Raw genomic sequence first — 26024 nt, forward strand, 5'->3', positions numbered from 1 at the left:
CTTTGAAAAACTCTTCCGTTACCCAAGCCGTTAAACTCCTTAAATCGGGAGGGGTGGTTGCTTATCCTACCGAAGCGGTTTATGGATTGGGGTGTGATCCGTTTAATCAGCAGGCGGTGGAATTGTTGTTTCACGTGAAACAACGCCCACCGGAAAAAGGCGTGATTTTAGTAGCGGCTTCTGTGGAGCAGGTTTTGCCCTATGTGCAATTGAGCGGCATGCCTTGGGAAGAGCAGGTTCTGGCAACCTGGCCAGGTCCGGTGACTTGGGTGCTGCCATTGAAACAATCGCTACCCGACTGGATTACCGGGGGTCGCGATAGCGTTGCCATCCGTGTCTCGGCGCATCTGTTGGTGCAACAACTTTGCCAAGAATTTGGCGGGCCTATCGTCTCCACCAGTGCTAACCTTTCCACTCAACCGCCAGCCAAATCCTGTGACCAGGTATCCGAAGTCTTTGGCGAGGAACTTTATTGTCTTCAAGGCGAGCTGGGGTCTCTTGCCCAGCCTACCCAGATTCGAGATGCTCAAAGCGGTGAAGTTCTAAGGTAGCCATAAACAGACAGGCCTGTCTGTTTATGAATTTAACCAAGCAGCTTTTAGCGCGGTTTGGCCGCAAAATACAGCGGTTCGACCCGTCTGGCGTATTTTTTCAAATCCTTGATACGGGTATCGTGTGCTGGATGGGTACTGAGGATTTCCGGTGCCCCGCCATTGCCCATTTTGCTCATTTTTTGCCAAATATTGACGGCTGCATAAGGGTTGAAACCGGCGCGAGCCGCCAGCTCCACGCCCATGCGATCAGCTTCGGTTTCGTGAGTACGGCTGTTTGGCAAAGTCAGGGTAACATTCAACGCCAAAGCGGTCGCATCCAGCGCGGGGCCTTGGATGCCGGTGAAAACCTGCAAAGCGGCCAAACCAACTTGTGTTAATTGAGCTTGGGAAGCGCGTTCGCGACCGTGTTCACGCAAAGCATGTGCCATCTCGTGGCCCATGATGGCGGCGATTTCATCATCGGTAAGTTTGAGTTTTTGAATGATGCCGGTATAGAAAGCGATTTTGCCTCCGGGCATGCACCAGGCATTCAATTGGTCTGACTTGATCAGATTGACTACCCAATCCCACCGAGGGGCGTCTTTACGAAACACGCCGGTTTGCGGAATCAAACGGTTGGCGATAATGCGAATGCGTTCCACCATTTTGGCGTCAGTGTTCAGGGTTTTTTTCTGACGTGCTTCTTTAAGGATGGCGTCATAGGCTCTTTCAGCTCCTTGGTTCATCTCCTGTTCGGAAAACATCATCAGTTGTTGGCGTTCGATGCCAACCGCCCCTTGTTTGGTGGTTTGAGTGCCCACACAGGCGCTGAGCGAAATCAGTGACAGGCTGATAAACAGGGTTTTAACGAGTTTCATAAATTTCATCATGGGAGTGCTTTATTCGCTTCCAAATACTTTTTTAAGCAGTTCGGTGGTTTGCTTGACTGGATCTTTGCGAATCTTTTCTTCTTCCTTGGCTAAATAATAAAACATACCGTCCATGCCTTTTTGGGTGACATGGTTGAGCAGATCGGCTTTGACATCCGGAACAAAGGGCAGGCTTTTGTATTCGTGCATGACTTTGTCGTAGGTGTTGACGGCTCCGACACTGTTAAGGGTCTGTTCTATAATGGGTCGCATTTTCTGTTTCAGGTCGTCGCTGGTTTTGGACTTCAGGTATTGGGTTCCCGAGTCTTTGGGGCCCTGATAGATGGTTTGCACATCCTCGAACGTCATCGATTTGATGGCGTTTAGGAAAAGCGCCTGAGCTTCCGGGGTGGCGGCTTCCGCAGCGCGGTTAAGTTTAAGTTCGAGATCTTCCATTAAATTGCCCATTCCGACATTGCCAAGCAGGCTCTTGACCCGTTTTAACTCATCCGGAAGCGGGATGTGAATGGCTTGATCGGCATTGAAACCGTCTTTAACACTGAGCTGGCTGACCACCGCCTTGGAACCCAAACTCAAGGCTTCTTTGAATGCTTTGTTGAGTTCTTCACTAGAAAGGTTGTTGCTGGGTTGAACGCTTGAATCAGAGGTTGGAGATTCGCTTTGAATGTCTTTAAGCAGGTCCATTCCACTTTCCCACCAGCTGCTGTGGGCTAAGGAGCCGTGACTGAGGCCAAAAACGGTGAATAAAGCAATGATTGAGCGTTTCAGGTACATGATGATTCCTTAATGACTGGAAGAGGATGAGGAGTGCTTATTCATATCAAAATTAAATAATAGTTTTTAGTGGTTGTGAATACAAGCGTATTAGAGGTGGCATGAATTTCCAAGAGGGTGAATTAGCTCTAAAAAGAGTGTTATTCGGGTTAAAATAATCGCTAAACGATAGAAATAAAGTGGATAAAGCGATGACAGACACCCAAGTAAACATAAAAGCGGTTAAAGAATACCTGTTGAGTCTGCAGGATGACATTTGTCAGCAGTTGGCTGAAGAAGATGGATCCGCGGAGTTTATTGTCGATGCCTGGGAACGTGAACCTGATAAAGGCGAAATGGGGCTGACCGGCGGAGGCCGTTCACGGGTGCTGGAAGGTGGTGAGGTCATTGAGAAAGGTGGGGTGAATTTCTCACACGTTCGAGGCCAAACCCTTCCGGCTTCTGCCACCGCCCACCGTCCGGAACTGGCCGGGCGCTCGTTCCAAGCCTTGGGGGTGTCCTTGGTGATTCACCCGAGAAACCCCTATGTACCCACTTCCCATGCCAATGTGCGCCTGTTCATTGCCGAAAAAGAAGGCGAAGCACCGGTGTGGTGGTTTGGCGGTGGTTTCGACCTGACCCCTTATTACCCGTTTGATCATGACGTGGTGCACTGGCACCTTCAGTCAAAAGCCGCATGTGAGCCGTTTGGCGAGGAAATCTATCCAAAATATAAAGCTTGGTGTGACGAGTACTTTTATTTGAAGCATCGTAACGAGACGCGTGGCGTTGGTGGACTCTTCTATGATGATTTGAATGCCGAAACATTTGGTTGGGATTTTGAGCAATGTTTTGCATTCATGCAGTCGGTCGGCAATCATTTCATCAAGGCTTATCGGCCGATTGTGGGGCGCCGCAAAGCAATTGAGTATGGCGAACGTCAGCGGGACTTCCAGCTTTATCGTCGAGGCCGTTATGCCGAATTCAATCTCGCCTTTGACCGCGGCACCATTTTTGGTTTGCAGACCGGTGGGCGCACCGAATCCATCCTGATGTCGATGCCGCCCATCGCAACCTGGAAATACGACTATCAGCCGGAACCGGGCACCGAAGAGGCGCAGTTGTATGACTATCTGATGCCAAGAGATTGGTTAATCGAACTGGTCTGATCCGATGGATAAGTTAAGAGTTGATAAATGGCTTTGGGCGGCACGTTTCTTTAAGACTCGAGGGGTGGCTTTGGAGGCGGTTAAGGGCGGTAAGGTCGAACTCAACGGCCACAAGCCCAAGCCAAGCAAAACCTTGTCGGTAGGCGATAAGCTCAAGATTACCCAGCCACATCGTCAGATTGAGGTGACGGTGTTGGTTGTCAGCGATAAACGCGGTTCCGCCGAGCAAGCTCAAACCCTTTATCAACTGGATAGTGAGGTGTTGAACCAGCGTAAACCCACTGCCGACATGGCATTGGTGGGTTACCGTGAAAAAGGCGCCGGTCGCCCCACGAAACGGGACCGACGCAGCATTGACAAGTTGGGTTTTTGAATCTAGTATTCTGTTGAATTATTAAACATGACTTAGGAGTAATGTGTGAAAAAATTAGTCACCGCAGCGGCCATGGGCTCTGCACTTGTTATGGCCAATACGGTTCAGGCGGCTTCGGTTGAAGGTTTGGGCATTGGCGCCGGTTATGGTTTGTTTTCAGGTCCGACATTGGAATTGAATTATCCGATCAATGATGTGCTTCAGGTTCGCGGTGCTTTGTCTGCAGGGATGGGAATCAATGAAACCACCAGTGATACTGAGATTGAATATGATGTGAAACTGGATGGTGGTATTAATCGTCTGGCCTTGGATTATCATCCGTTTGGCGGAGCTTTCTTCCTTTCGGCGGGTTATGCAGTGAATAATTTCAATGTTAAAGCCAATGCCCATGAACAATCCGAATTTGTAGTGGGTGATAACACCTATAACGGTAATGTTTATTTAGATGGTCAAATTGACTGGGACAGTGCACCGACATTAAGTTTGGGTTGGGGACATTCTCCAGCACAAGGCTGGGGGGCAATGGTTGAATTGGGAGCGATATTTACCGGTTCTGGACAGGTTGACTTGAATGCGACCGGTAATGTGAATGGTACCGATGTAACGCAAGACTCTGATTTTCAGGCAGACTTGATACGTGAAGAGAAAAAACTTCAGGATGACGTGGGAGATTACGATTTCTTGCCGATTCTGCAGGCCGGCGTGACTTACCGTTTTTAATCAGAATTGTAAGCCGATCTTTAAAAACCCTCTGTATTCAATCAGGGGGTTTTTTTATGCCAGGAGTTTTTGGCGATTGCTTAGAAACTGTGTAAACTGATTTTCATTAATTATTTTATAAGTCGCCTGTAAAGGAGCGCTCATGGCTTTATATACGGTTCTGTATGATTCCAAGCAAAAGGAGGTTTTCGATGAAGAGATCAAACCGCTTTTGTTGGAATATGAGTGTGATTTCATTGCTTACGATTCGTCCTCCATGCCCCAACTGGGTCAGCAGTCCCGGGTGTTGATCTGGTTGGGTGACGAGAACCTTTATCGGGTGTTACCCCATGCCTCTGAACAGGAGTGGTGGATCGGGTTTTTGCCGCACCCCGAGATGAACCGTTGCAGTCGTTTATTCAATGTTCCATCCAAGCCTGAAGAGGCAATCACCGATATCATGGCGATGGAAGAGCCGGTGAATGCCGATTTGATGTATTGCAACGAACGCTTGGTATTGGGGTCTGTGATGCTTGGAAATCCGGTGACCATGAAACCGGCCGTCCAGGTGGACGAAGGCATTTGGAGTAAATTGACCCAGTTGGCTGTACTGACTTTTAATTTGAGTAAAAGCTCTTTGCTTCCTTATCGATTGGAAACGGCGAAAGACAGTGTGGTCAATACCGCAGCCTTGGGCATCACCATCGTCTATCGTCCTGGTAACAGCGATTTCACCAAACGGGTGGTGGGGGAAACCAGTGAAGACGAAGCCTCATTGGATGCGGTGATTCTCGCTCCCAGAAGCATTTCCGAGGTGGTACATTTTCTATTGACAAAGGTGCTGCCCAAAACCGTTCGCAATGTTTCCTTGTCCGATTATCTCGGACATATCAAAACGACGGCTTTGAACATTAATAGTGGCAAATCTGTGGATTACAGTGTGGATGGTGAGTTGCTCAGTGCGGAACAGATTGAGGTTCGGGTACAAAATGATGCACTGAAGGTACTAAGCAGTTTCTTACCTAAAAAGTTGGAGTTAAAAGAGCATAAAGAGTCACTCAGGACTTCAGGCCTGCCAAAAGGTCAGGCGGTTCAGGAGGTCATCAATCGGCCGCTTCACTGGATACACCACGCCGATCAGGAAGAGGTCAAGGAAACCTTCATTACCCTTAGAGAAAACGCTCAAACAAGTGAATCTTATCTGGTTTTGATGGTATTGGCGACCTTGTTGGCCACGGTGGGATTGTTTGCCAATTCAGCTCCGGTGATTATTGGCGCGATGATACTCGCGCCTTTAATGGCGCCGATTATTTCATTGTCAATGGGAGTGTTGAGGCAGAATACCGATTTGGTGGCCGTCAGCAGCAGGACCCTTCTAACCGGTGTGTTGTTGGCACTGTTGTTTGGTACTTTATTGACATTGGTCACGCCTCTGCATACCGTCAATCATGAAATTGGCGCGCGGCTTAGCCCCACCATTTTGGATTTGGGGGTGGCGATCATCTCCGGTATTGCCGGAGCTTACGCCAATGCACGTTCCGAGGTGGCGAAAAGTTTGGCTGGAGTGGCCATCGCGGTGGCGCTGGTGCCACCGTTAGCGGTATCGGGCATTGGCATTGGCTGGATGGATTGGAGTGTGTTCTGGGGGGCTTTTTTGCTGTTCATGACTAACCTGGTGGGCATTGTCTTGGCAGCCTCCGCGACGTTTTTACTTATGGGTTTCAGTCCGTTCCATTTGGCTAAAAAGGGCATTTTACTGACTTTGGCGTTTGTGCTGGTGGTAAGTATTCCGCTGGTGTTGGCGTTTAATAAGATGGTCGATGAACAGCGTGTGGTTTATGCGCTTGAGGGCTGGGAATCAAAGGGAATTGAGGTACGCGACGTTAAAATCCGCAGTGGCGATCCCATGTTTGTCTCGGTCACCTTGTTGTCGGGCCAGCCTTTAAAGGGTCAGCAGATTGATGACATCAAAGATGAGATGGAAAAGTTGTTGTCGCAGAAAATTCGTCTGGAAGCGAAGACTGCGGTGATTCGGTAAATCAGGACGAGAATTGGCCAATAAAAAACCCGCTTTAAGCGGGTTTTTTATTGGATAGGACTGAAAAGGCCTAGAATAATATCTTATGCTTGTCCAAGAGCGGCCATAGCGGCACGCTTTTTAGCGATTAGATTTTGAATGATCGGAGTCATCATCAAATCCATCGCTTGAACCATGTGTTCACCGCCACAAACCAGGGTTTCTGGGTTCTGCAGGAAAGCACCGGGGATTTTAGCCTTGATCGCTTCCATATCCACATCCTGGTGACGGACATGACAGATGATCAATGAATCTTCTGGAGCTGGGCCCATTGGCGCATCCGGAGACATGGTCGAGAACGGATCGGAAGTGTCGATCAACGGTACACGGTGGAAGTTGATGTGTGTACGGTGGAACTGAGGCACGATGGTCTCAATGTAATCCGGCATACGCTCAAGGATGACGTCACGCACTTGCTGAACCGAGTAAGGGCGCTCAGAGGTGTCACGGTAAATTTTCTGCATCCATTCGATGTTGATGGATGGTGCCACACCGATACCCAGGTCAACATACTGGGCTACATTGTGCTTGCCTTCTTCAGGTCCGTGATCCATGCGCTTCACCATACCGTGAAGACCTTCGTAGAACAGAACGTCGGTTCCTTCAGGAATCGGTTCCCAAGGGGTGAATTCACCGGATGAGAAGTTAGTGCCCAAACGTGCGTTATGTTCGGCGGCTTCTTCATCACTGTGGATATAGTAGCGCTGTTTTCCGGTACCGTTTTCTTTGTATTCCTTGAAAAGGGCTTCAAGCTCAGCGAATTCGTTGGCATATTCAGAGAAGTGAGTCAGAACCGGGCCACCGTTTGCTTTGGATTCGGCGACTTTTTCTTTCATTTCCGCACGGTTGTATTTGTGGTAGCTATCGCCTTCAACGATCGCAACGTTCAAGTTTTCACGATCAAAGATTTTTTCTACGGCACGCTTTACGAATGAGGTACCAGCACCAGATGAACCGGTAACGGTTACAATTGGATGTTCTACTGACATAACACAGTCTCCTAATTTAACGAAATGGACAGGCCTGCCCATTTTTAAAGTTTAATATTTTGATAGCTTTAGACTAATAGCGGGGTATTAGAAACTAAATAATCGTTTTTTTCAAAATTAAATTTTTACTACAGTATTGAATTCTCAAGTTAAAATGCCGATTTTATTGCCGATTGAGTGTCGTTTGGACAGCTGTTTTTCGTTTTGCTTTTGGTTTTAAAGCGCTTAAACGAGCGTTCACTTTTTGATTCAAATCGGACTTAAACGTCCAAGTTTTCAACCTGCAAGGCATTGGATTCGATGAAGTTACGACGCGGCTCCACTTCGTCACCCATCAAGGTAGTGAATACCTGATCCGCCTGAATGGCATCTTTGATGGTGACTTGCAACAGTCGGCGCGCTTCGGCGTTCATGGTGGTTTCCCAAAGCTGTTCCGGATTCATCTCCCCCAGACCTTTGTAGCGCTGGATGTTTTGGCCGCGTTTGGCTTCGGCAAACAGCCAATCCACTGCTTGTTTGAAGCTTTGCACTTCTTCAGTTTTTTCACCGCGCTGGATGTAGGCCGATTCAGTCAATAGACCCTGCAAGGCTTTGCCCAGCTCGACAATCTGCAGATACTCTTTGGCGTTGAAGAATTCGGCATCGTAAACCTGTGAACTCAAAGTGCCGTGTTCGCGCTGTTGCAAGCGGATCTGGAATTTGGCATCGCTGTCTACATCACTGGCCGGTTCTATGCTGATTTGGTATTCGATTTTGTCTTTTTCTCCGACCGCTCTGAGTCTTGGAAGAATGTCACTGGCCCAGCTGGATGCCAGGTCAAAATCGTTTAAAAGCACCACATCGGCGGTCGGCGCTTCAATCATCAACTCCAGGAAGTTACGGTTGTAGCGACGCGACAGGCGGTTGATGGTGTGTACGGTTTTGAAATACAGTTTGGATAGGCTTTCCAAGGCCACACCGGAAATACTTGGCCCTTCTTTCGACACCCAAAGCGCTGCATTGTCGATAGCGGTTTGCAACAGGTAATTTTCCAGTTCGGCATCGTCTTTCAGATACGCTTCCTGCTTGCCTTTCTTGACTTTGTATAGCGGTGGCTGGGCGATGTAAATGTACCCTTTTTCAACCAACTCCGGGTACTGTCGGTAGAAGAATGTCAGCAACAAGGTGCGGATGTGCGAACCATCCACGTCGGCATCCGTCATGATGATGATGCGGTGGTAACGCAGTTTGTCGATATTGTATTCTTCAGCTCCAATCCCGCAACCTAGCGCAGTGATCAGTGTACCGACCTCGGCTGAAGCCAGCATCTTGTCGAAACGTGCTTTTTCGACGTTGAGGATCTTACCTTTCAAAGGCAGTATCGCCTGGGTGCGACGGTCACGCCCTTGTTTGGCGGAACCGCCGGCGGAGTCACCCTCCACCAGATAGAGTTCGGACAATGCCGGGTCTTTTTCCTGGCAATCCGCGAGTTTTCCCGGTAGGCCGGCAATATCCAAAGCGCCTTTACGACGCGTCATTTCGCGGGCTTTACGGGCCGCTTCACGAGCGCGCGCCGCATCGACAATCTTGGCGAAGACCGCTTGCGCGTCTTTCGGGTTTTCCAGCAGGAATTCGGCCAGTTTTTCGTTCATGGCGGTTTCCACCGCGCTTTTCACTTCCGAAGAGACCAGCTTGTCTTTGGTCTGCGACGAGAATTTAGGATCCGGAACCTTGACCGAGATGACCGCCGCCAAGCCTTCACGGGCATCGTCGCCGGAGATGCTCATTTTGTATTTTTTGTTCAACCCTTCCGATTCGGCGTAGCTGTTCAGGGTACGCGTCAAGGCCGCACGGAAACCGGATAGGTGCGTTCCACCGTCACGTTGGGGAATGTTGTTGGTGAAGCAGAAAATCGATTCCTGGTAGGCTTCCGACCACTGCATCGCGACTTCAACAGTGATGTCGTCTTTGACAGTGGTGAAATAGAAGGCTTTGTCGTGAATGACCGGTTTATTGGTGTTGATGTAATCCACAAATGCTTTGATACCGCCTTCGAATTCAAAGATTTCATGACGGCCGTCGCGCTTGTCGAGCAGTTCGATGTGCACACCCGAGTTCAGGAAGGAGAGCTCACGCAAACGCTTCAAGAGGTAATCGAAGTTGAATTCGGTGACGTTGGTGAAGGTTTCCTTGCTAGGCAGGAAACGGATTTCAGTTCCGGTTTCATCGGTCTCGCTGATCGCCTCAAGCGGCGCATCCGGGACGCCGTGGGTGTAACTCTGTTTCCAGACATGGCCTTCACGTTTGATCGTCAGAATCAATTTTTCCGACAGGGCGTTGACCACCGACACCCCTACCCCGTGCAATCCACCGGAGACTTTGTAGGAGTTATCGTCGAATTTACCACCGGCGTGAAGCACGGTCATAATGACTTCCGCCGCAGATACGCCTTCTTCTTCATGAAGGCCGACAGGAATCCCACGACCGTTGTCCGTGACTGAGACGGAGCCGTCGGTGTGGATGGTGACCACGACCTTGTCACAGTGACCGGCTAGAGCCTCATCGATTCCGTTATCGACCACCTCGAAAACCATGTGGTGTAAACCACTGCCATCGTCGGTGTCCCCGATATACATCCCTGGACGTTTACGAACGGCATCTAGCCCTTTTAGAACCTTGATGGAGGAGGAGTCGTATTGCGTTTCTTCAGTCATAGAATTCAGTGTCTTTTTAGTGTTATTTTAAATGCAAAAATATTCAGCAAATTATACCACTATTCAACGGGAAATGCATGGTCTGTTGTTTGGTGTTATTTGTTTATTAAATCAACAACTTATAGTTTACAGGGGGCAGCCTAATTATTTGCCTGACAGGCCTGTTAATTTTTAAAAAATATGTGATTCTATTTTACAGTGGGGTAAAGTGCGTAAAAATTTATTAAAAGTTGATTAAAAACAATTTGTTAAGACAGGTTTTGTATTATCATTTATGTTTCTTGGCAAAGGGTTGAATGTGTTTTGAATCATCCCTAGGTTAAGTGCGAGTGGATTTATTTTGTATGCAATCCGAAAGGGGGAATACCATGAATCGATTTTTAACTACATTTGATCCGTTTAAAGAGTTGAGAGAGATGGAGAAACGCTTTCAGCACGCTTTTCCGTCAAAATCTTCCGAAGAATCGAGTTTGGCTGGGTTTACTCCCACCGTCAATACCCGTGAAGGGGATTACGCTTACCATATTGAGGTGGATTTACCGGGTGTTAAAAAAGATGACATCAGCGTGGAAGTGAAGGATAACCGCGTCACCATCTCCGGGGAGCGCAAAACCAAGGAAGAGGTCAAGGAAGAGGAGTACTACCGCATGGAAAGCAGCTATGGCAAGTTTGAACGCAGCTTTACCCTGCCGGAGAACGTGGATGCCGAAAATGTTTCCGCGAGCTCTAACGATGGTGTGCTGGAGGTGGTGCTTCCGAAAAAAGAAAGGGCTGCTTCAAGCAAGCAGGTTGAAGTGAAATAAGTGATCTGCTGAATTCATTCAATTTTAAACAAGCAAGGCTGACTATGATGTCAGCCTTTTTTGTATGTGACTGACAGAATCAACAGGCCTGTCGATTCTGCGCGGGTTTTATTAGTTTGGTTATCCGAACATCCAGCTGGTCGGTTCCGGCATGGGTTCTTGTTTGCCCAAATACTTGAAGCCTTTAACGCAGCGAATGATCAACCAGACGACAGTAAAAAACAGAATCAGCCAGCCGATGACGATAAAGGTCAAGAGTACGCCAATGAAACCGTAAAGCAGACCGATCCAGAAGGTGCGGATTTGGAACTGGTAGTGCGACTCCAGGAAGTCCGCTCCGTCGGATTTGTTGATATAGGCCATGATGACGCCCACTAAAGCGGCAAAAGGCACAATCAGGTTGGCCAGATAGAGTGCGTAGATGATGGTCGGTAAAGTGGTGGAGACGGGTGGTGTTTGTGTTTTTTGAGCGGTTTCGGAAGGAGTGTTTGCGGTGTCAGACATAGGCATCCTCTGAGAGTTCTGTTAAAAGGTCATTTGATTATAAAAGAAGTGGCAGAGAAACTAGATAAAAATACTTAATCAGATGGGCTTTCGATTTTATGAAGCGACTTGACCAGGCCTGCCGGTTTTCAATTGGAAGTTTCTGGTTTTTGAAGAATCGGGTTTCCTGCTTGGATATGCCATATTTGGGTGGTTTCGGGTGCCAAAATGGGAATCAGGGATTCGCTGGTGCTGGTAATTAGATGTTGGATATTGAGGATTTGCAGCAACTCCAACAGTTTTAGGCGGTGGGTTTCGTCGAGCTCGGCGGGTAAATCGTCAATCAGCATGATCACAGGTTCGTTCACCACTTTCTCGTGCAGGCTGGCTTGTGCCAGCAGCAGCGCACAAACGAACAATTTCTGTTGACCGCGCGACAGGGTGTTGATCGCTTCCAATCCTCCGAACTTGAAGCGGATATCGGCACGGTGGGCACCATGCTGAGTGTGTCCCAACTGCACATCTTTGGCAAAGTTCTGCGTCATCAAGTCCAACAGGTTAGGCGTGTTTTTGGGCCAGCCGGAACGGTATTGGCACACTACTTCTTCTTCGATTTCAGGCATTAAAGCCTGACAGAAGGTCAGCAGATAGGGGGTTAAGGCCTCAAGGTAGGCTTGACGAATGGCATCGATTTTAAGGGCGATCTCAACCAGTTGCGGATCCCATAACTGGATCTGTTCTCTGGGAAGACGTCTTTTCAAGGCGTGATTGCGCTGTTTAAGGATGCGCTGATGTTGCCGCCAAAGTTGGATGAACTCTTGGCTTTGGTAAAAACAGCCCCAATCCATGAATTGGCGGCGTGCTTTGGGGCCCTCTTCCAGCAGACGGTGGCTTTCCGGTGTCAGCAGTTGAACCGGCAGCAGTTCGGCAATGTGGATTTGTCCTTTGGCGGTTTCGCCGTCAATGCGCAAGGTGGTTTGAACCGCGCTTTTTTGCATGCCCAGGCGATGGCTTTTTAAGGCATCATGGCTGGAGACCACCTCGCAGAATAGGGTGCTTTCGTTCTGATGGTGTTGAATCAGGTGTTGGGTTTTGCTGGTGCGGAACGATCGCCCGGTGGCCAGCAGCCAAATGGCTTCAATGAGCGAGGTTTTGCCAGCGGCATTGTCGCCAACAAACAGGTTGAGGCCGGAGCTGAGGCTACATTGTGCTTGGCTGCAGTTGCGGAAATTCTGCAGATTAAATTGACGAATTTGGGTCACGGTTTTGCCATTATGCTTTGCCCCAGGTGTGGTGTTCCGGATCGTTCTTCAAGCTCACCGGCTCCTGGTGGATCATTACGTCAATATTTTCAAAGGCGTTTTGCAAAGCCTGTGTGACCTCTTCAGCAATCTGGTGACTTTGTTTGAGGGTCAGGTCGTCGTCTAACTCCAAATCCAATTGTACAAAAAAGTTGGGGCCCGACTGATAGCTGCGCAAATCGTTGAATCCCCGGACATTGGGTGTGCCGAGAATGATCTGTTGAATCTGCTGGCGGATCTCATTGGGCAGTTCACGGTCCAGCAACTGGTTGCCGGCCTCTTTGGCAATGTGAATGGCGCTGTAGAGGATCCATAAGGCAATGCCCAGTGCTAGTAGCGGATCGAGCCATTGAATGTGGCTTAACCATAAGCTCAAAATAACCAATAGGTTGGCCAAGACATCGCTGACATAATGCAGTGAATCCGCCTTGATGGCACTGGATTGGGTTTGGCTGATCACATAGCGTTGAAAACTGATCAAAAGCAACGTCAGAATCAATGATATCAGCATGAAGATTAAACCGGTTTGGGGCGATTGCAGTGGCTGTGGGATGAAGATCCGGTCGATCGAATAGAGCAACAGATAACCGGCCGAACCCGCGATGAAGACACTCTGCGCCAAGGAAGCCAAGGGCTCTGCCTTGCCGTGTCCAAATCGGTGTTCTTTATCTGCCGGAGTTTGCGCAATGTGAACCGCCACGGCGATCATGACCGAAGCAGCGATATCCAAAGTGGAATCGAGCAGCGAAGCCAGAATACTGACCGAATCGGTTTGCCACCAGGCCACGACTTTGATGAGCACCAGAGTCACCGCGACGGCAACCGATGTGTATGTTGCGATGCGAACGAGTTGTGCTGGATTCATCATGCGCTAACCCCGAGAAGGTATTTGAATAATGGCTGTTTTGTTTGCAAGCCGACTAAAGCTCGTATGGCTTGGGATGGGCTTGTTGAGTTGAACCCCGGCCAATCCATCAAGATGATGCGGTTCAAGCCGGGTTAAAAGGAAAAGGCCTAGAGGCGCATCGGCATAATCACGTGTTGACAGTGGCACACGTCAGAATGCGATTCGATCAAGCTGCTGCTGTTAGAGTCTTTTAGTTGAATGGTCACACAGTCTTCCTGCATAGAGTTCAAGACGTCCAGAATGTAACTGACGTTAAAACCGATTTCCATGTCCGGCCCGTTGTAGTCAATCGCCATGTCTTCATGGGATTCGTCCTGTTCGCTGTTGGAAGCGTTGACCGCCAGCAGGTTGTTGGCCAGGATGAAACGAATGCCTTTGAATTTGTCGTTGGACAGAATCGACGCACGCTGCAACAGGTTGCGCAACAGTTCGCGGTCGGTTTGCACTGTCTGGTCATTGTGTTGTGGAATCACTCGACGGTAATCCGGGAAGCGACCGTCCACCAGTTTACAGGTGAATACAGTCTCTTCAAACTGCACCGTCAGATAGTTTTTCGCCAAAGAGAATTGAATCAGAGAATCGTCGTCGCCGATCAGTTTGGACAGCTCCAACACCCCTTTACGCGGCAGAATCGCCTGTGTGGGTTCCAGGCCGTCCATCGCCAATTCGGTTGTACAGGTCGACAGGCGGTGTCCGTCGGTGGCCACTACGCGCAACGACTGGTTGTTGATGTCGAACAGCATGCCGTTGAGGTAAAAGCGTACGTCCTGACTGGCCATGGCAAAACTCGAATGCTGGATCAATTGTTTTAATTGGTGTTGTGACATTGAGAAAGACAGTTCGGCCTGGGTCAGGTCGATGGTCGGGAAATCGTCAGCCGGCAAGGTCGAGAGCTTAAAGCGTGAACGTCCGGCGGACAAGATACAGCGGGTCTCTTCAAAATCCAGAATAATGGTCAGGCCGTCCGGTAATGAGCGCACGATGTTAATCAGTTTGATGGCCGGAAGGGTGATGGCAAACTGTTCGACTTCGGAACTTTCCAGTTCGGTTTGCGCTCGAGTCTCGATTTCAAGATCGGAAGCGGTGACGGTTAAGGTGTTTTGAAACACCTGGAACAAGACGTTCCCCAAAATCGGCATGGTTTGACGCTTTTCTACGACACCGCCTACGGTTTGCAATACTTTTAGCAGGTTTTCACGAGAAAGACTGATTTTCATCTTAAGCACTCTTTACGTTAAAGTTGAATTTAGTTGGTAATGATTCGAATTAAGCTGTTGAAGTCCTCATCCATGCGGTGATCGCTTTCACGCAGTTCTTTGATCTTACGCACAGCATGCAGGACGGTGGTGTGATCGCGCCCGCCAAATGCATCGCCGATTTCCGGCAAGCTATGGTTGGTCAGCTCTTTGGCAATAGCCATGGCCAACTGTCTTGGGCGGGCGATGTTCCGTGAACGTCGTTTGGATAAAATGTCCGCTACACGGATTTTATAATAGTCCGCCACGGTTTTTTGAATGTTTTCCAGGGTGACCATTTTTTGTTGCAAAGCCAACAAATCCTTAAGCGCCTCTTTCACCACTTCAACGGTCAGTGATTGTTGGGTGAACTGCGCGAAAGCACCGACTCGTTTCAATGCCCCTTCCAAGTCACGGACATTGCCGCGCAAACGTTTGGCGATGAAAAATGCGACTTCATCCGGTAGAATAAAACCGAACTCGGAGGCTTTTTTCAACAGGATGGCGACACGCATCTCAAATTCCGGCGGCTCCACTGCAATGGTCAGTCCCCAGCCGAAGCGCGATTTCAATCGGTCTTCCAGGCCGTCCACCTCTTTGGGGAAGCGGTCACTGGTCAAAATCACCTGTTTGTTACCTTCCAATAAGGTGTTGAAGGTATGGAAAAACTCTTCCTGAGACTGTTCCTTGTTGGCGAAAAATTGAATGTCATCGATCAGTAAAGCATCCAAAGAGCGGTAAAAACGTTTGAACTCGTCTATTTTATTGTGGCGCAGAGCGTTGACCATGTCGGCCACGAAGCGTTCGGAGTGTAGATAGACAACACGCGCATTCGGGTTGTCCTTCATCATCTGGTTACCGATGGCGTGCATCAAGTGGGTTTTACCCAGACCGACGCCACCATAAATGAAAAACGGATTGTAGGCGCCTCCAGGGTTTTCTGATACCTGGCGAGCCGCCGCCGCGGCTAGTTGGTTGGCCTTACCTTCAACAAAGGTATCAAACGTGAAATTGCCGTTTAGGCCATGTTTGATTGAGTTTTTGCTGGTTTTGCCTGTGGCCTGAGACGCCGCCGTGTTTTTGGGTTGGCTTTGGTCTTTAGGCTGTGTCTCTTTGTTTTTTTTGACTTGCAAAGGTTGAGGAATGGTCGGTTCATCGGCTTCAATGGTTTCGATTGCGTAATCGCCGATTTCCAGTTTTACATCCGGTGTATTGATTGGCGCGGCAATCGCCACCGCTTGACGGATATTGTCCATCAGTTTTTTGTTTACCCAATCTAAAATGAAAGACGAAGGTGCCAATAAACGAATCACTGCATCTTCTTCAATGGCTTGCAGTGGACGAATCCAGGTATGGAATTGTTGATCGTTTAAATCATTTTCTAAATGCTTAAGGCTTTGAGCCCATAATGATGACAAAAGCGTATCCTTTCTTCTTTGTTGTAAACAAAAAACTGAAACAAGTCATCCCTCGTAAGTCACGCTAAGAAAGTATGGACAAAGGGGGAATTTGTTTAAATTCAACCCGGCTAACGGGATTTGAAATTACTCAAACAAGTATACCTGTGAATAACTTTAATTCATAGCCCGTTTCTGTGGATAAGTTTGGGGATAGTGCTAGTGGATAACTAAATTTTTTTATAGGTTAACATTCTGTTTTTATGATGTTTTTTACACTTATTCAAATTTGGCAAAAATTCATTTTAAATGCCGCTAAATAGAAGTATATGGCATTTTATGTGAAAAACAGCATTTTGCTGGCCAGAATCAGTAAAAACACGCCAAACACTCGTTTTAAGGTTTTGACCGGAAGTTGGTGCGCCAGTCGTGCGCCAAGCGGTGCGGTGAATACACTGGCCAAAACAATGCCGGCAAAGGCGGGCCAATAGATGTATCCGGTTGAGTAGGCGGGTAAATTTTGGGCCTCTATGCCGCCCAGTATGAAGCCGATGGAACCCGCCAGTGCCACGGGCAGACTGACCGCCGCCGAAGTGGCGATGGCTTGATGCATGGAAACATTGTTCCACACCAGGTAGGGAGTTGTCAGGGTGCCTCCGCCAATGCCGACCAAGGAAGCGAGGCTGCCAATCAGCCCGCCCGCCAGAGTGTTTCCAGGCAGACCTGGCAGTTCACGCTGAGGATTGGGTTTGAACGCCAGCAGCATATTGATCGCAATCAGCACTTCCAGTATGCCAAAAATCATTCCCAGAACGGAGGATGAAAAAAACTGTGAACTCCAACCGCCAAAGAAGGCCCCTAAAAGAACGCCCAGCACCAGAAGTTTGACGATATCCCAGCGAACCGCCCCATGGCCGTGATGGGCTTTGACGGAAGAGAGCGAGGTGATGAGGATCGTCGCTAAAGAGGTTCCGATGGCCAGGTGAACGATATGCTCGGTGTCTAAAAAATAGACAAAAGCCGTGGTCAGGACCGGAACGATGATAAGACCCCCGCCAATTCCTAACAGGCCTGCCGCAAAGCCAACAAAGGCACCGGTCAACAGGTAAACCGGAAGTTCATAAAGGAGCTGTTCAAACATGGGTTCTTCTGGGAGGTTAAAGATTGAAATGCCATTATAACGACAGGAATATTGTGAGTGGGGTGAAAATGCCTATTGTCATGATGTCTTAATCTTCATGGCTAATAAAAGTGTGAAGTTTCAAACCAGCGTTTGTTTTATAATCGTACAATCACTTATTCAATTAATGATCTCTCCTTTAATGGATCGCCTTGCCTAAAAGGCAGGTTTAAAACCACAGGCTGAATTTTTATGCGTTTTTTTGCTCTATTGCTCGTTTCGGCGATTTTAATGGCTCCTACGGTTCAGGCGGTTCAGGCCGACTCGAGCTCAGTGCCGGTCAGTGTGGTGCCGATAAAAAAAGTGACCCACCAGACTTGGCAGTTGACCGGTCAGGTGGTGTCGCGTTTCACTTTGCCGTTGAGTGTAAGGGTGCAAGGGCAGGTTGCCGAGCGTTTGGTCGAGTTGGGTGACCGGGTCCAGGTTGGCCAATCTTTGCTACGATTGGATCAGACGGATTTGCGACTTGAAGTCGCCCGAAGCGAAGCCAGTTTAAAGTCGGCTCAAGCGGAAACATTGAATGCGGAGCGTGAACGCAAGCGATTAAGCAAACTTTATGCAGACAAGTTGGTGAGTTTGCAGGAATTGCAACGTGCCGAAACGTTTGAGTCGGCAAGTCGTCAAACCTTGATTGCAGCCGAAGCGACGCTGAAATTGGCCAAGAACCAACTGACCTACAGTAATTTAATGTCACCTGAATCGGGCCGAATCAGTGCGGTTGAGGTCGAGGTCGGACAGGTGGTGAGTCCGGGACAGACACTTTTTCAATTGGCATCGGGTGATCCGGAAGTAGCGGTTTTGCTGCCTTCCGCCCGCCTTCAGGGGGCACTTGACGTGGCACGGGTAGAAGGAGTGGATCAACCCGGTTTGTGTGACGCCAGATTGCGAGCCAAAAGCCCGGTTAATCAGACCGGAAGTTTGCAATACCAAGCGTATTATCGTTTGTTGAATTGCAGCAAGATTTTGCCTTTGGGGGCGACGGTTCAGGTGCAGTTTGAGAACACTGCCGAGCCGGGTTTGAAAAAGGTGCCGCTGTCCTCGATATTTAATAAAGGTGAACAGAGTTTCGTGTGGCAGGTGCTTGACCAAACGGTCTCTGCAAAGCCCGTACAGGTGTTTCGATTGGATAGCCGTTATGCCTATATCACCAGTGAATTGCCAGAAGATTCTCTGGTGGTCGCCCAAGGGGTGCATGTGCTGGTTGAAGGTCAGGCGGTGAGACTTAGACCATGATGCAGCGCTTCAATCTTTCGCAGTTGGCGGTCAGGCATCAGGCACTGACCCTCTATTTTCTTCTGCTCGCTTTATTGGTGGGATCGGTTTCCTTCATTAATTTGGGGCGTGCCGAAGACCCTAACTTCACCATTAAGGTTATGGTGGTTTCCGCCCAGTGGCCGGGCGCGACGGCTGAGCAGATGCAGAATCAGGTGGCGGATCCACTGGAAAAACGCTTGCAGGAAGTGGAGTATTTCGATTTTGTCGATACCACGTCGCGCCCGGGCCAGGTGGAGATGTTGATCACCTTCAAGGATTCGACGCCACCGGAGAAGATTCAAGATCAGTTTTATGAAGTGCGCAAACGCATGCTGGATATGCAGGGCACTTTGCCGGCCGGGGTTCATGGTCCTTTTGTGAATGATGATTTTTCGGATGTGTATTTTACCCTCTACTCCCTAACACAGGGAAAACTCAGCTATGCCGATTGGCTTGAAAAAGCCGAACAGACCCGTAATGCTCTGTTGGCTATTGATGGGGTTCAAAAGGTGAATCTGCTCGGAGAGCAGGATCAGCAGATTCAGATCGAATTCAATGCGGCCAAATTGGCGCAACTCGGCTTGACGAAAAACCAGATTTTACAGAATCTTTCGTTTTATCAGACGGTGACACCGGCTGGGTTTGTGGAAACTCAGGGGGCGAGGGTGTATTTGCGCAACCTGTCCGAATTCGAAACGGTGGAGCAGATTCGACAAATGCCCATTGCCGCAGATGGCCAGTTGCTGCACCTGGGTGATTTAGCCGAAGTCTCGCGCGGTTTTGTCTCGCCGAGTTCCTTTAAAATCCGCAACCAAGGTCAGGAAACCCTGCTGTTGGGGGTGATTATGCAGGCGGGGGAAAACGGTTTGGCGTTGTCCGATCGCTTATCGGCTTTCTCAAACGACTGGCAGTCGCGTTTGCCTGAAGGGGTGGCTTTGCAGAAGGTGACCAATCAAGGTGATGCCATTGCCTTGGCGGTGAATACCTTTCAGCTCAAGTTTTTGATTGCCGTATTGGTGGTGATGGCGGTCAGTTTCATCGCTTTGGGCTGGCGTGCCGGCATAGTGGTGGCACTGGCGATTCCTTTGACCTTGGCGCTGACGTTTTTTTTGATGCAGTTGACCGGTAAAAACCTGGATCGTATTACATTGGGGGCATTGATTCTGGCGCTGGGGCTGTTAGTGGACGATGCCATTATCGCCATTGAAATGATGCTGGTGAAGATGGAAGAGGGCTTGGAGCGAAGCAAAGCGGCGGCTTATGCGTGGCAAGTCACCGCCTCGCCGATGCTATTTGGAACCCTGGTCACGGTAGTGGGTTTTGTTCCCATCGGCTTTGCGGCCTCTAACGTTGGGGAATACGCCGGAAATATTTTTTGGATTTTGGCCTTTGCTTTGCTGATTTCCTGGCTGGTGGCGGTGACTTTTACTCCGTATTTGGGTTATAAGCTGTTGCCGCAACCCAAAGTCAGCCATCATGCCGACGAAGTGCCCGAAAATCGGTTCACCCGAAAACTGGCAGGCCTGGTGCGGTTTTGCGTGCAGCAGCGTAAAACCGTAGTGTTGCTCACCCTGGGATTGTTTGTGTTGGCGGCCATCGGCATGGGCAAACTGGTGGAAAAGCAGTTTTTCCCCAGCTCCGACCGTCCGGAATTGATGGTGGATATTTATCTGCCGGAAGGCAGCAGCCAGCAAGTGACCGATGACTTGACGCATCGTCTTGAGGACTATGTGTCCCAACAGCCGGAAGTGAAAACCCTGACCAGTTATGTGGGGCAGGGGGCGCCGCGTTTTTTCTTGGCGTTGAACCCGGAATTGCCGAATCCGGCGTTTGCCAAGTTGATTATTGTCACCGAGGACGCCCAAGCCCGTGACCGCCTTAAAGAGCGATTGCAGGCCTATTTGGCCGAGGGCCATGTCGACGCCGCCCGGGTCAGGGTCCATGCTTTGCTTTATGGGCCACCGGTGATTTGGCCGGTTTCCTTTCGAGTCATGGGGGAGGACATCGATCAGTTGCGTCAGGTCGGCGAGCAGGTGCGGCAGATTATGGCGGAAAACCCGCATATCCGTACCCCGCATCTTGAGTGGGGGGATCGGGCTCCGGTGATCAGTTTGAAATACGACTCTGATCGTTTGGCTCTGCTGGGCGTGTCGCCTTTGAGTCTTTCCAATCAATTGCAGCACGCCTTGCAGGGAAAAGATGAGGCAGAGTTGCGTGAGAACGACCGCCGTATCCTGTTGACCAGTTACACCAGTCGTCAGGCCGAGGACTCTTTGGCACAGCTGGGTCTTTTGCCGATTGAGACGACCAACGGCAACAAGCTTCCGCTAGAGCAGTTGGTTGAGCTTCAAGTGGGCTTTGAGGATCCGGTGCTTAAACGTCGTAATCGTCTGCCCTCCATTAATGTCAATGCCGAGGTGAACGGGGCTCAGCCACCGGATGTGACCATGGCCATCTGGAAGCAATTGCAGCCATTGGTCAATGACCTGCCTCAGGGGGTTCGTATTGCGATTGCCGGATCGGTCGAAGAGTCTTCCAAAGCCGAGGGGTCGATCCAGAAGCTGATGCCGGTGATGTTGCTGTTGATGGTGACCTTGGTGATGCTGAATATGCAGAGTTTTCTGGGCACCTTCATGGTGTTGGTCACCGCGCCTTTGGGTCTGATTGGTGCCGTGGCGGCTCTGCTGCTGTTTTCACAGCCGTTCGGCTTTGTGGCGACACTTGGCCTGATCGGCCTGGCCGGAATTTTGATGCGCAACACCTTGATTTTGGTAGGGCAGATTGACGACAATCAGCGCCAGGGAATGGATCCGAAAAGCGCCTTGATTGACGCCACTTTACGCCGTGCCCGTCCGGTATTGTTGACCGCTTTGGCGGCGGTACTGGCGTTTATCCCTTTAACCACCAATACTTTCTGGGGGCCTTTGGCTTTTGTTTTGATTGGCGGAATCAGCGTAGGAACCCTGTTGACGCTTCTGTTTTTGCCGGCGCTTTACGCCTTGTGGTTCAGAATAAAGCTCTAACCGGTGACATCAGGGGACGTGGGCGTTGAATTTAGCTAAAATGAATTTGCTTATTTTACTAAAAAGATTTGTTTTCTTATTGATAACTCTATATAATTCCCGTTTTTTCCGCTTCAGGAATTAGAAATTTAAGGACAACTGACATGAAACGTACATTTCAACCAAGTGTTATCAAGCGTGCGCGTACTCACGGTTTCCGTGCTCGTATGGCGACCAAGAATGGGCGTAAAGTTATCGCGGCTCGTCGTGCAAAAGGACGTAAACGTTTAACTGCGTAATACTGAGTGTGCTCGATGGTACACTTAGAAGCCAAGTCTGGTGAGTTTATGAATACAAATCAAGCGTTTTCAGCTCACCCAGACTCAAATACCCCTCCAAAGACTCAATATCGCTTTACCAAAGCTGCCCGCTTACTCTCCCCCAAAGATTTTCAGAACGTATTTGCCAACGCCGAGAAGTTTGCCAATCGTCACTGGACATTGATCGTTCGTCCCAACCAGAAATCTCAAGCCAGATTGGGCTTGGCGATCAGTAAAAAGCAACTGCAACGAGCCGTTTGGCGAAATCGAATAAAAAGATTGGCCAGAGAGGCATTTAGGTTACATAAAAACGATCTAAATGGGTATGATATTGTGGTTCTGGGTCGCAAGGGCACCCAAGACGTCGATAACAAAACATTGCAAAGCAGTTTTCTGCATTTAGTTCGTAAGATCCGCAAAAGTGATCTGAAAGAGCGGATGAAATGAAGCATAAAAAACAAGAATCAAAGGTTTAAATCATGAATATGAGATCGTTCTGGTGGTTGGCATTGGCCTTTACGCTAACGTGGATTTGGTTGCAATGGGCGCAGTTTAGTGCGCCGGTTGCCGAGCAGCCCTCAACAACGGCTTCGGCCCAGGTGAGTAACGCTCAGGATGCGTCAGTGACGCCTGCGGCTGACGTCCCAGGTGCCAATGCAACCGCACCGCAAACCAGTTCGGTGCCTATGGCGCAAAACGCCATGCAACAGGGGCAACGTATTCATGTCACCACCGATACGCTGGATTTGATTATCGATACCGCCGGGGGCGATATTCGTGAAGCCAAGCTAATGAAATACGGCGCTTCCGAAGATGCCAGTCAGCCTTATCAGTTGATGAGCGACAGCGGTTCCTTGTTGTATGTGGCACAGAACGGTATCGCCACCCAGCCAGCCGCAAAACTGCCTGCTCCGAATCATAAAGCCGTCTATCAGACGGCACAAACCGAATATCAGATGACCGGCGACAGCTTGTCCGTGCCGCTGACCTGGGAACAAGATGGTGTTAAAGTCACTAAAACCTATCATTTCAAGCGTGGTGAGCATCTTCTAGAGGTGACTTACCAGGTTGAAAACCAATCTGAACAGGCCTGGTCGGGAAGTTTGTATTCACAACTGGTACGTAACCGTTACAACCCAGATGAAAACTTCATGATGTACACCTATACCGGTCCGGTTCTGTACGACGGCAATGCTGAAGAGAAGTACGTCAAACACTCTTTTGACGACCTGAACAAGGAAACCGTCAGCGGAAGATCGGTGATGGGTGGTTGGGCTGCAATGATTCAGCAGTATTTCCTGACGGCAATTGTACCGGATCAGTCAGCACAGAACTCCTATTACGCCAAGCCTTTGGGTGACGATCGTTATGCGGTCGGTGTGGTTGAACCTTTGGTGACAGTTGAACCTGGTATGAGTGGTGAGTTGAGTTCAAAACTGTATATTGGGCCTGAAATTCAGGATCGCTTGGCGGAGATTGCACCGGGGCTTGAGCTGACGATTGATTACGGTATTTTGACGTTCCTGGCGGAACCGATTTTCTGGTTGTTGTCACAGATTCACGATTTTGTTGGCAACTGGGGTGTGGCGATTATCCTCTTGACCTTGTTGATCAAGTTGGTGTTCTACAAGTTGTCGGAAACTTCTTATCGCTCAATGGCGCGTTTGAAGAAATTCCAGCCTAAGCTGCAACAGTTGAAAGAGAACTACGGTGACGATAAGGCGATCTTTCAGCAGAAGATGATGAAGTTGTACAAGGAAGAGAAAATCAACCCACTAGGTGGGTGCCTACCGATTTTCATTCAGATGCCGGTATTCATCGCACTTTATTGGGTGTTGTTGTATTCGGTTGAGATGCGTCAAGCGCCGTTTATGTTATGGATTGAAGACTTGTCCGCGCAAGATCCTTATTACATCTTGCCGGTCATCATGGGGATCACCATGTACATCCAGCAGAAGTTGAACCCGTCGGCGATGATGGATGAGATGCAGCAGAAGGTGATGAAAGCCCTGCCGTTTATTTTCACCTTCTTCTTCCTATGGTTCCCGGCCGGTCTGGTTCTATACTGGGTGGTCAACAACATCCTTTCGGTTGCTCAGCAGTGGTACATCACCAAGAAGATCGAAGCGGGCGAAGAGAAATAAGCCCTGAAAACAGGGCAGTTTGAGAATTAAAGGTAAAACAAATGCAATTATCTTATCAAAAGTTGGGCACAGACCATCCAATGTACGGTAAAGTCGAATACTTGGTGACCGATGGCATGCAGCCGATCTGTTATAAAACCCAAGACGGTTATATTCCATTAGAAACCGGCGCTGCTTCGAATGATGCTGCGCAGGCGCCAAAACCGGCCGAAGTTGAAACCAAACCTTTATATGTATTGAGTTTCAAGGTCAATGGTGAAGCGGAAGAGATGACCTTTACCTCTAAGAAAAAACTGGATAAGACGGTTGAAGCCTTTGCCCAGAAGTTTTTCATTAGCGACGTGAAAACTACGGTTTATCAGACGCTTGCCTGAAGAGTTAGCTTGGCCTAATTGTGTATGACTAAGCGCCCGTGAGGGCGTTTTTTGTTTGTAGTCTTTTATGTTTTGTGTGGGAACCCCAATGGATTTTGAGAATCACGATACCATCGCCGCAATTGCTACCGCTCCGGGAAGAGGCGGAGTCGGCATTGTGCGTGTCTCCGGCAAGCAGGCTTTGGCAATCGCCGAAACGGTATTAGCTAGAAGCCCAAAACCGCGATACGCACATTATGGTGCCTTTTATGGCAGTCAGGGCGAGGTGCTGGATCAAGGCATTGCGCTCTATTTTCCGGGCCCAAACTCCTTTACCGGTGAAGACGTGCTGGAACTGCAAGGTCACGGCGGGCCGGTGGTATTGGAATGGCTTCTGGAACGGGTGATTGAGTTGGGTGCGCGTATGGCCGAACCGGGCGAGTTCTCCAAGCAGGCGTTTATGAACGACAAGCTGGATTTGGCGCAGGCCGAAGCGATCGCCGATCTGATCGAAGCCTCGTCCGACCAGGCGGCACGTTCCGCCTTGCGCTCCCTGCAGGGTGATTTTTCCGCCCAGGTCAATCAGTTGGTCGAGGAGCTTACTCAGTTGCGCATCTATGTGGAAGCGGCGATTGATTTTCCGGAAGAGGAGATCGATTTCCTGTCCGACGGCAAAGTCGCCGGTCAATTACGCCATATTCTGGATCGCTTGCAGGCGGTGTTCGCTTCGGCTCAGCAAGGGGTGCTGCTACGAGAGGGCATGTCGGTGGTCATTCTTGGGCGTCCCAATGCCGGCAAATCAAGCCTGTTGAATGCGCTTTCCGGGCGTGAAAGTGCGATTGTTACCGAGATCGCGGGCACTACAAGGGATATCGTTAAGGAAGAGATCAATATCGACGGTATGCCGCTGCACATTTTGGATACCGCCGGAGTGCGCGAAGCGACCGATGCGGTCGAGCAGATTGGCATTGAACGCGCCTGGCAGGCCTTGGACAGCGCTGACCGTGTATTGGTGATGTTGCAGGCGGGCGAGGCGATTCATCCTGAAGACCAGACAATTCTCGACAAGCTTCCGAGTCATATTCCGGTCACCTTGATTCGCAACAAGATTGATTTGATCAACCACCAACCGATGGTCGAAACCCAGGATGGGGTCACGGTCATTTGGTTGTCGGCCAAACAGAAACAGGGCTTGGAGCTGCTGCGCAATCATCTGAAGACCGCAATGGGTTATCAGCAAACGTCCGAAGGGGTGTTTATGGCCAGAAAACGTCACCTGGATGCCTTGCAGACGGCTTTGCAGTGGACTGAAAACGGCATGGTGCAATTGGAGGAGTTTGCCGCTGGGGAGTTGCTGGCGGAAGATCTGCGGCTGGCGCAGGAGGCGTTGTCGGAAATTACCGGACGTTTCAACTCCGATGATTTGCTGGGACGGATTTTCACCTCTTTTTGTATCGGTAAATAGTTTC

General features: G+C 49.5%; 23 protein-coding genes. 13 read left to right on the forward strand and 10 right to left on the reverse strand.

All coding sequences use genetic code 11. The annotated features are described in order from the left end of the window. The first annotated feature begins 2 nt into the window (after positions 1-2). Positions 3-551, forward strand: coding sequence for an L-threonylcarbamoyladenylate synthase (locus B076_RS0100470; protein ID WP_028485577.1), 549 nt, complete (start codon positions 3-5; stop codon positions 549-551). A gap of 47 nt (positions 552-598) precedes the next feature. Here B076_RS0100470 and B076_RS0100475 read toward each other — a convergent pair whose 3' ends face one another. Together B076_RS0100475 and B076_RS0100480 are read right to left on the reverse strand one after the other, a co-directional pair. Then, entirely contained in the window at positions 599-1423 is an 825-nt protein-coding gene (locus tag B076_RS0100475) for a M48 family metallopeptidase (protein WP_245566288.1), read from the reverse strand. Positions 1424-1432: 9 nt separating this feature from the next. Then, positions 1433-2197: a DUF4197 domain-containing protein gene (locus B076_RS0100480; protein ID WP_051347077.1), complete on the reverse strand. Its 765-nt coding sequence runs from the start codon at positions 2195-2197 to the stop codon at positions 1433-1435. A gap of 191 nt (positions 2198-2388) precedes the next feature. Here B076_RS0100480 and hemF point away from each other — a divergent pair, with 191 nt between their 5' ends. The 4 genes from hemF (at position 2389) to B076_RS0100500 (ending at position 6455) form a co-directional block, all read left to right on the forward strand. Then, complete coding sequence (hemF, locus tag B076_RS0100485) at positions 2389-3345, forward strand: oxygen-dependent coproporphyrinogen oxidase (protein WP_028485580.1); 957 nt, start codon at positions 2389-2391, stop codon at positions 3343-3345. A 4-nt stretch (positions 3346-3349) separates the two neighbouring features. Further along, positions 3350-3718 (forward strand): RNA-binding S4 domain-containing protein, encoded by a 369-nt coding sequence (locus tag B076_RS0100490; RefSeq protein ID WP_028485581.1) that lies wholly within the window; start codon positions 3350-3352, stop codon positions 3716-3718. 45 nt (positions 3719-3763) lie between these two features. Beyond that, a complete protein-coding gene (locus tag B076_RS0100495) occupies positions 3764-4438 on the forward strand; it encodes a hypothetical protein (RefSeq protein WP_028485582.1) in 675 nt (224 codons plus the stop codon). Positions 4439-4580: 142 nt separating this feature from the next. Continuing rightward, positions 4581-6455 (forward strand): TIGR00341 family protein, encoded by a 1875-nt coding sequence (locus B076_RS0100500; RefSeq protein ID WP_028485583.1) that lies wholly within the window; start codon positions 4581-4583, stop codon positions 6453-6455. 83 nt (positions 6456-6538) lie between these two features. Here the strand turns inward: B076_RS0100500 and B076_RS0100505 are convergent, their stop codons facing one another. Both B076_RS0100505 and gyrB read right to left on the reverse strand, forming a co-directional pair. Continuing rightward, complete coding sequence (locus B076_RS0100505) at positions 6539-7483, reverse strand: phosphoribulokinase (protein ID WP_028485584.1); 945 nt, start codon at positions 7481-7483, stop codon at positions 6539-6541. A gap of 260 nt (positions 7484-7743) precedes the next feature. Continuing rightward, positions 7744-10176 (reverse strand): DNA topoisomerase (ATP-hydrolyzing) subunit B, encoded by a 2433-nt coding sequence (gyrB, locus tag B076_RS0100510; protein ID WP_028485585.1) that lies wholly within the window; start codon positions 10174-10176, stop codon positions 7744-7746. A 368-nt stretch (positions 10177-10544) separates the two neighbouring features. On the opposite strand from gyrB, the gene B076_RS0100515 reads away from it, so the two are divergent. Beyond that, positions 10545-10979 (forward strand): Hsp20/alpha crystallin family protein, encoded by a 435-nt coding sequence (locus tag B076_RS0100515; protein ID WP_028485586.1) that lies wholly within the window; start codon positions 10545-10547, stop codon positions 10977-10979. Between the two features lie 120 nt (positions 10980-11099). On the opposite strand, the gene B076_RS0100520 is transcribed toward B076_RS0100515, so the two are convergent. From B076_RS0100520 to B076_RS0100545, 6 genes are all read right to left on the reverse strand, one after another. Further along, on the reverse strand, positions 11100-11483 hold the full coding sequence (locus B076_RS0100520) for a DUF4870 family protein (protein ID WP_028485587.1): 384 nt from the start codon (positions 11481-11483) through the stop codon (positions 11100-11102). Between the two features lie 128 nt (positions 11484-11611). Then, positions 11612-12724, reverse strand: a complete 1113-nt coding sequence (gene recF, locus B076_RS0100525; RefSeq protein WP_028485588.1) for a DNA replication/repair protein RecF — start codon at positions 12722-12724, stop codon at positions 11612-11614. Between the two features lie 10 nt (positions 12725-12734). Next, entirely contained in the window at positions 12735-13631 is an 897-nt protein-coding gene (locus B076_RS0100530; protein ID WP_407635171.1) for a cation diffusion facilitator family transporter, read from the reverse strand. A gap of 146 nt (positions 13632-13777) precedes the next feature. After that, the gene (gene dnaN / locus B076_RS0100535) at positions 13778-14887 is read right to left on the reverse strand and encodes a DNA polymerase III subunit beta (RefSeq protein ID WP_028485590.1); all 1110 of its coding nucleotides are present in this window, start codon (positions 14885-14887) and stop codon (positions 13778-13780) included. A gap of 29 nt (positions 14888-14916) precedes the next feature. Then, positions 14917-16323 carry a chromosomal replication initiator protein DnaA gene (dnaA, locus tag B076_RS0100540; protein WP_028485591.1) on the reverse strand — a complete coding sequence of 469 codons (1407 nt, stop codon included), beginning with the start codon at positions 16321-16323 and terminating at the stop codon, positions 14917-14919. Positions 16324-16639: 316 nt separating this feature from the next. Beyond that, positions 16640-17443, reverse strand: a complete 804-nt coding sequence (locus B076_RS0100545) for a sulfite exporter TauE/SafE family protein (RefSeq protein WP_028485592.1) — start codon at positions 17441-17443, stop codon at positions 16640-16642. A 231-nt stretch (positions 17444-17674) separates the two neighbouring features. On the opposite strand from B076_RS0100545, the gene B076_RS0100550 reads away from it, so the two are divergent. The 7 genes from B076_RS0100550 (at position 17675) to mnmE (ending at position 26020) form a co-directional block, all read left to right on the forward strand. Continuing rightward, the gene (locus B076_RS0100550) at positions 17675-18715 is read left to right on the forward strand and encodes an efflux RND transporter periplasmic adaptor subunit (RefSeq protein WP_028485593.1); all 1041 of its coding nucleotides are present in this window, start codon (positions 17675-17677) and stop codon (positions 18713-18715) included. Then, positions 18712-21759, forward strand: coding sequence for an efflux RND transporter permease subunit (locus B076_RS0100555; protein ID WP_028485594.1), 3048 nt, complete (start codon positions 18712-18714; stop codon positions 21757-21759). The genes B076_RS0100550 and B076_RS0100555 overlap by 4 nt, the downstream gene beginning before the upstream one ends. Positions 21760-21902: 143 nt before the next feature. After that, a complete protein-coding gene (gene rpmH, locus B076_RS13125) occupies positions 21903-22037 on the forward strand; it encodes a 50S ribosomal protein L34 (protein WP_084205660.1) in 135 nt (44 codons plus the stop codon). A 15-nt stretch (positions 22038-22052) separates the two neighbouring features. Continuing rightward, a complete protein-coding gene (gene rnpA / locus B076_RS0100560) occupies positions 22053-22505 on the forward strand; it encodes a ribonuclease P protein component (protein WP_245566289.1) in 453 nt (150 codons plus the stop codon). A gap of 32 nt (positions 22506-22537) precedes the next feature. Beyond that, positions 22538-24202 carry a membrane protein insertase YidC gene (yidC, locus tag B076_RS0100565; protein WP_051347078.1) on the forward strand — a complete coding sequence of 555 codons (1665 nt, stop codon included), beginning with the start codon at positions 22538-22540 and terminating at the stop codon, positions 24200-24202. Between the two features lie 41 nt (positions 24203-24243). Continuing rightward, entirely contained in the window at positions 24244-24576 is a 333-nt protein-coding gene (locus B076_RS0100570; protein ID WP_028485597.1) for a hypothetical protein, read from the forward strand. Positions 24577-24664: 88 nt separating this feature from the next. Continuing rightward, positions 24665-26020: a tRNA uridine-5-carboxymethylaminomethyl(34) synthesis GTPase MnmE gene (gene mnmE, locus B076_RS0100575; protein WP_028485598.1), complete on the forward strand. Its 1356-nt coding sequence runs from the start codon at positions 24665-24667 to the stop codon at positions 26018-26020. The last annotated feature ends 4 nt before the right edge of the window (positions 26021-26024 follow it).

It is taken from the genome of Thiomicrorhabdus chilensis DSM 12352, from assembly GCF_000483485.1.
In the GTDB taxonomy this organism is placed as follows: Bacteria; Pseudomonadota; Gammaproteobacteria; order Thiomicrospirales; family Thiomicrospiraceae; genus Thiomicrorhabdus; species Thiomicrorhabdus chilensis.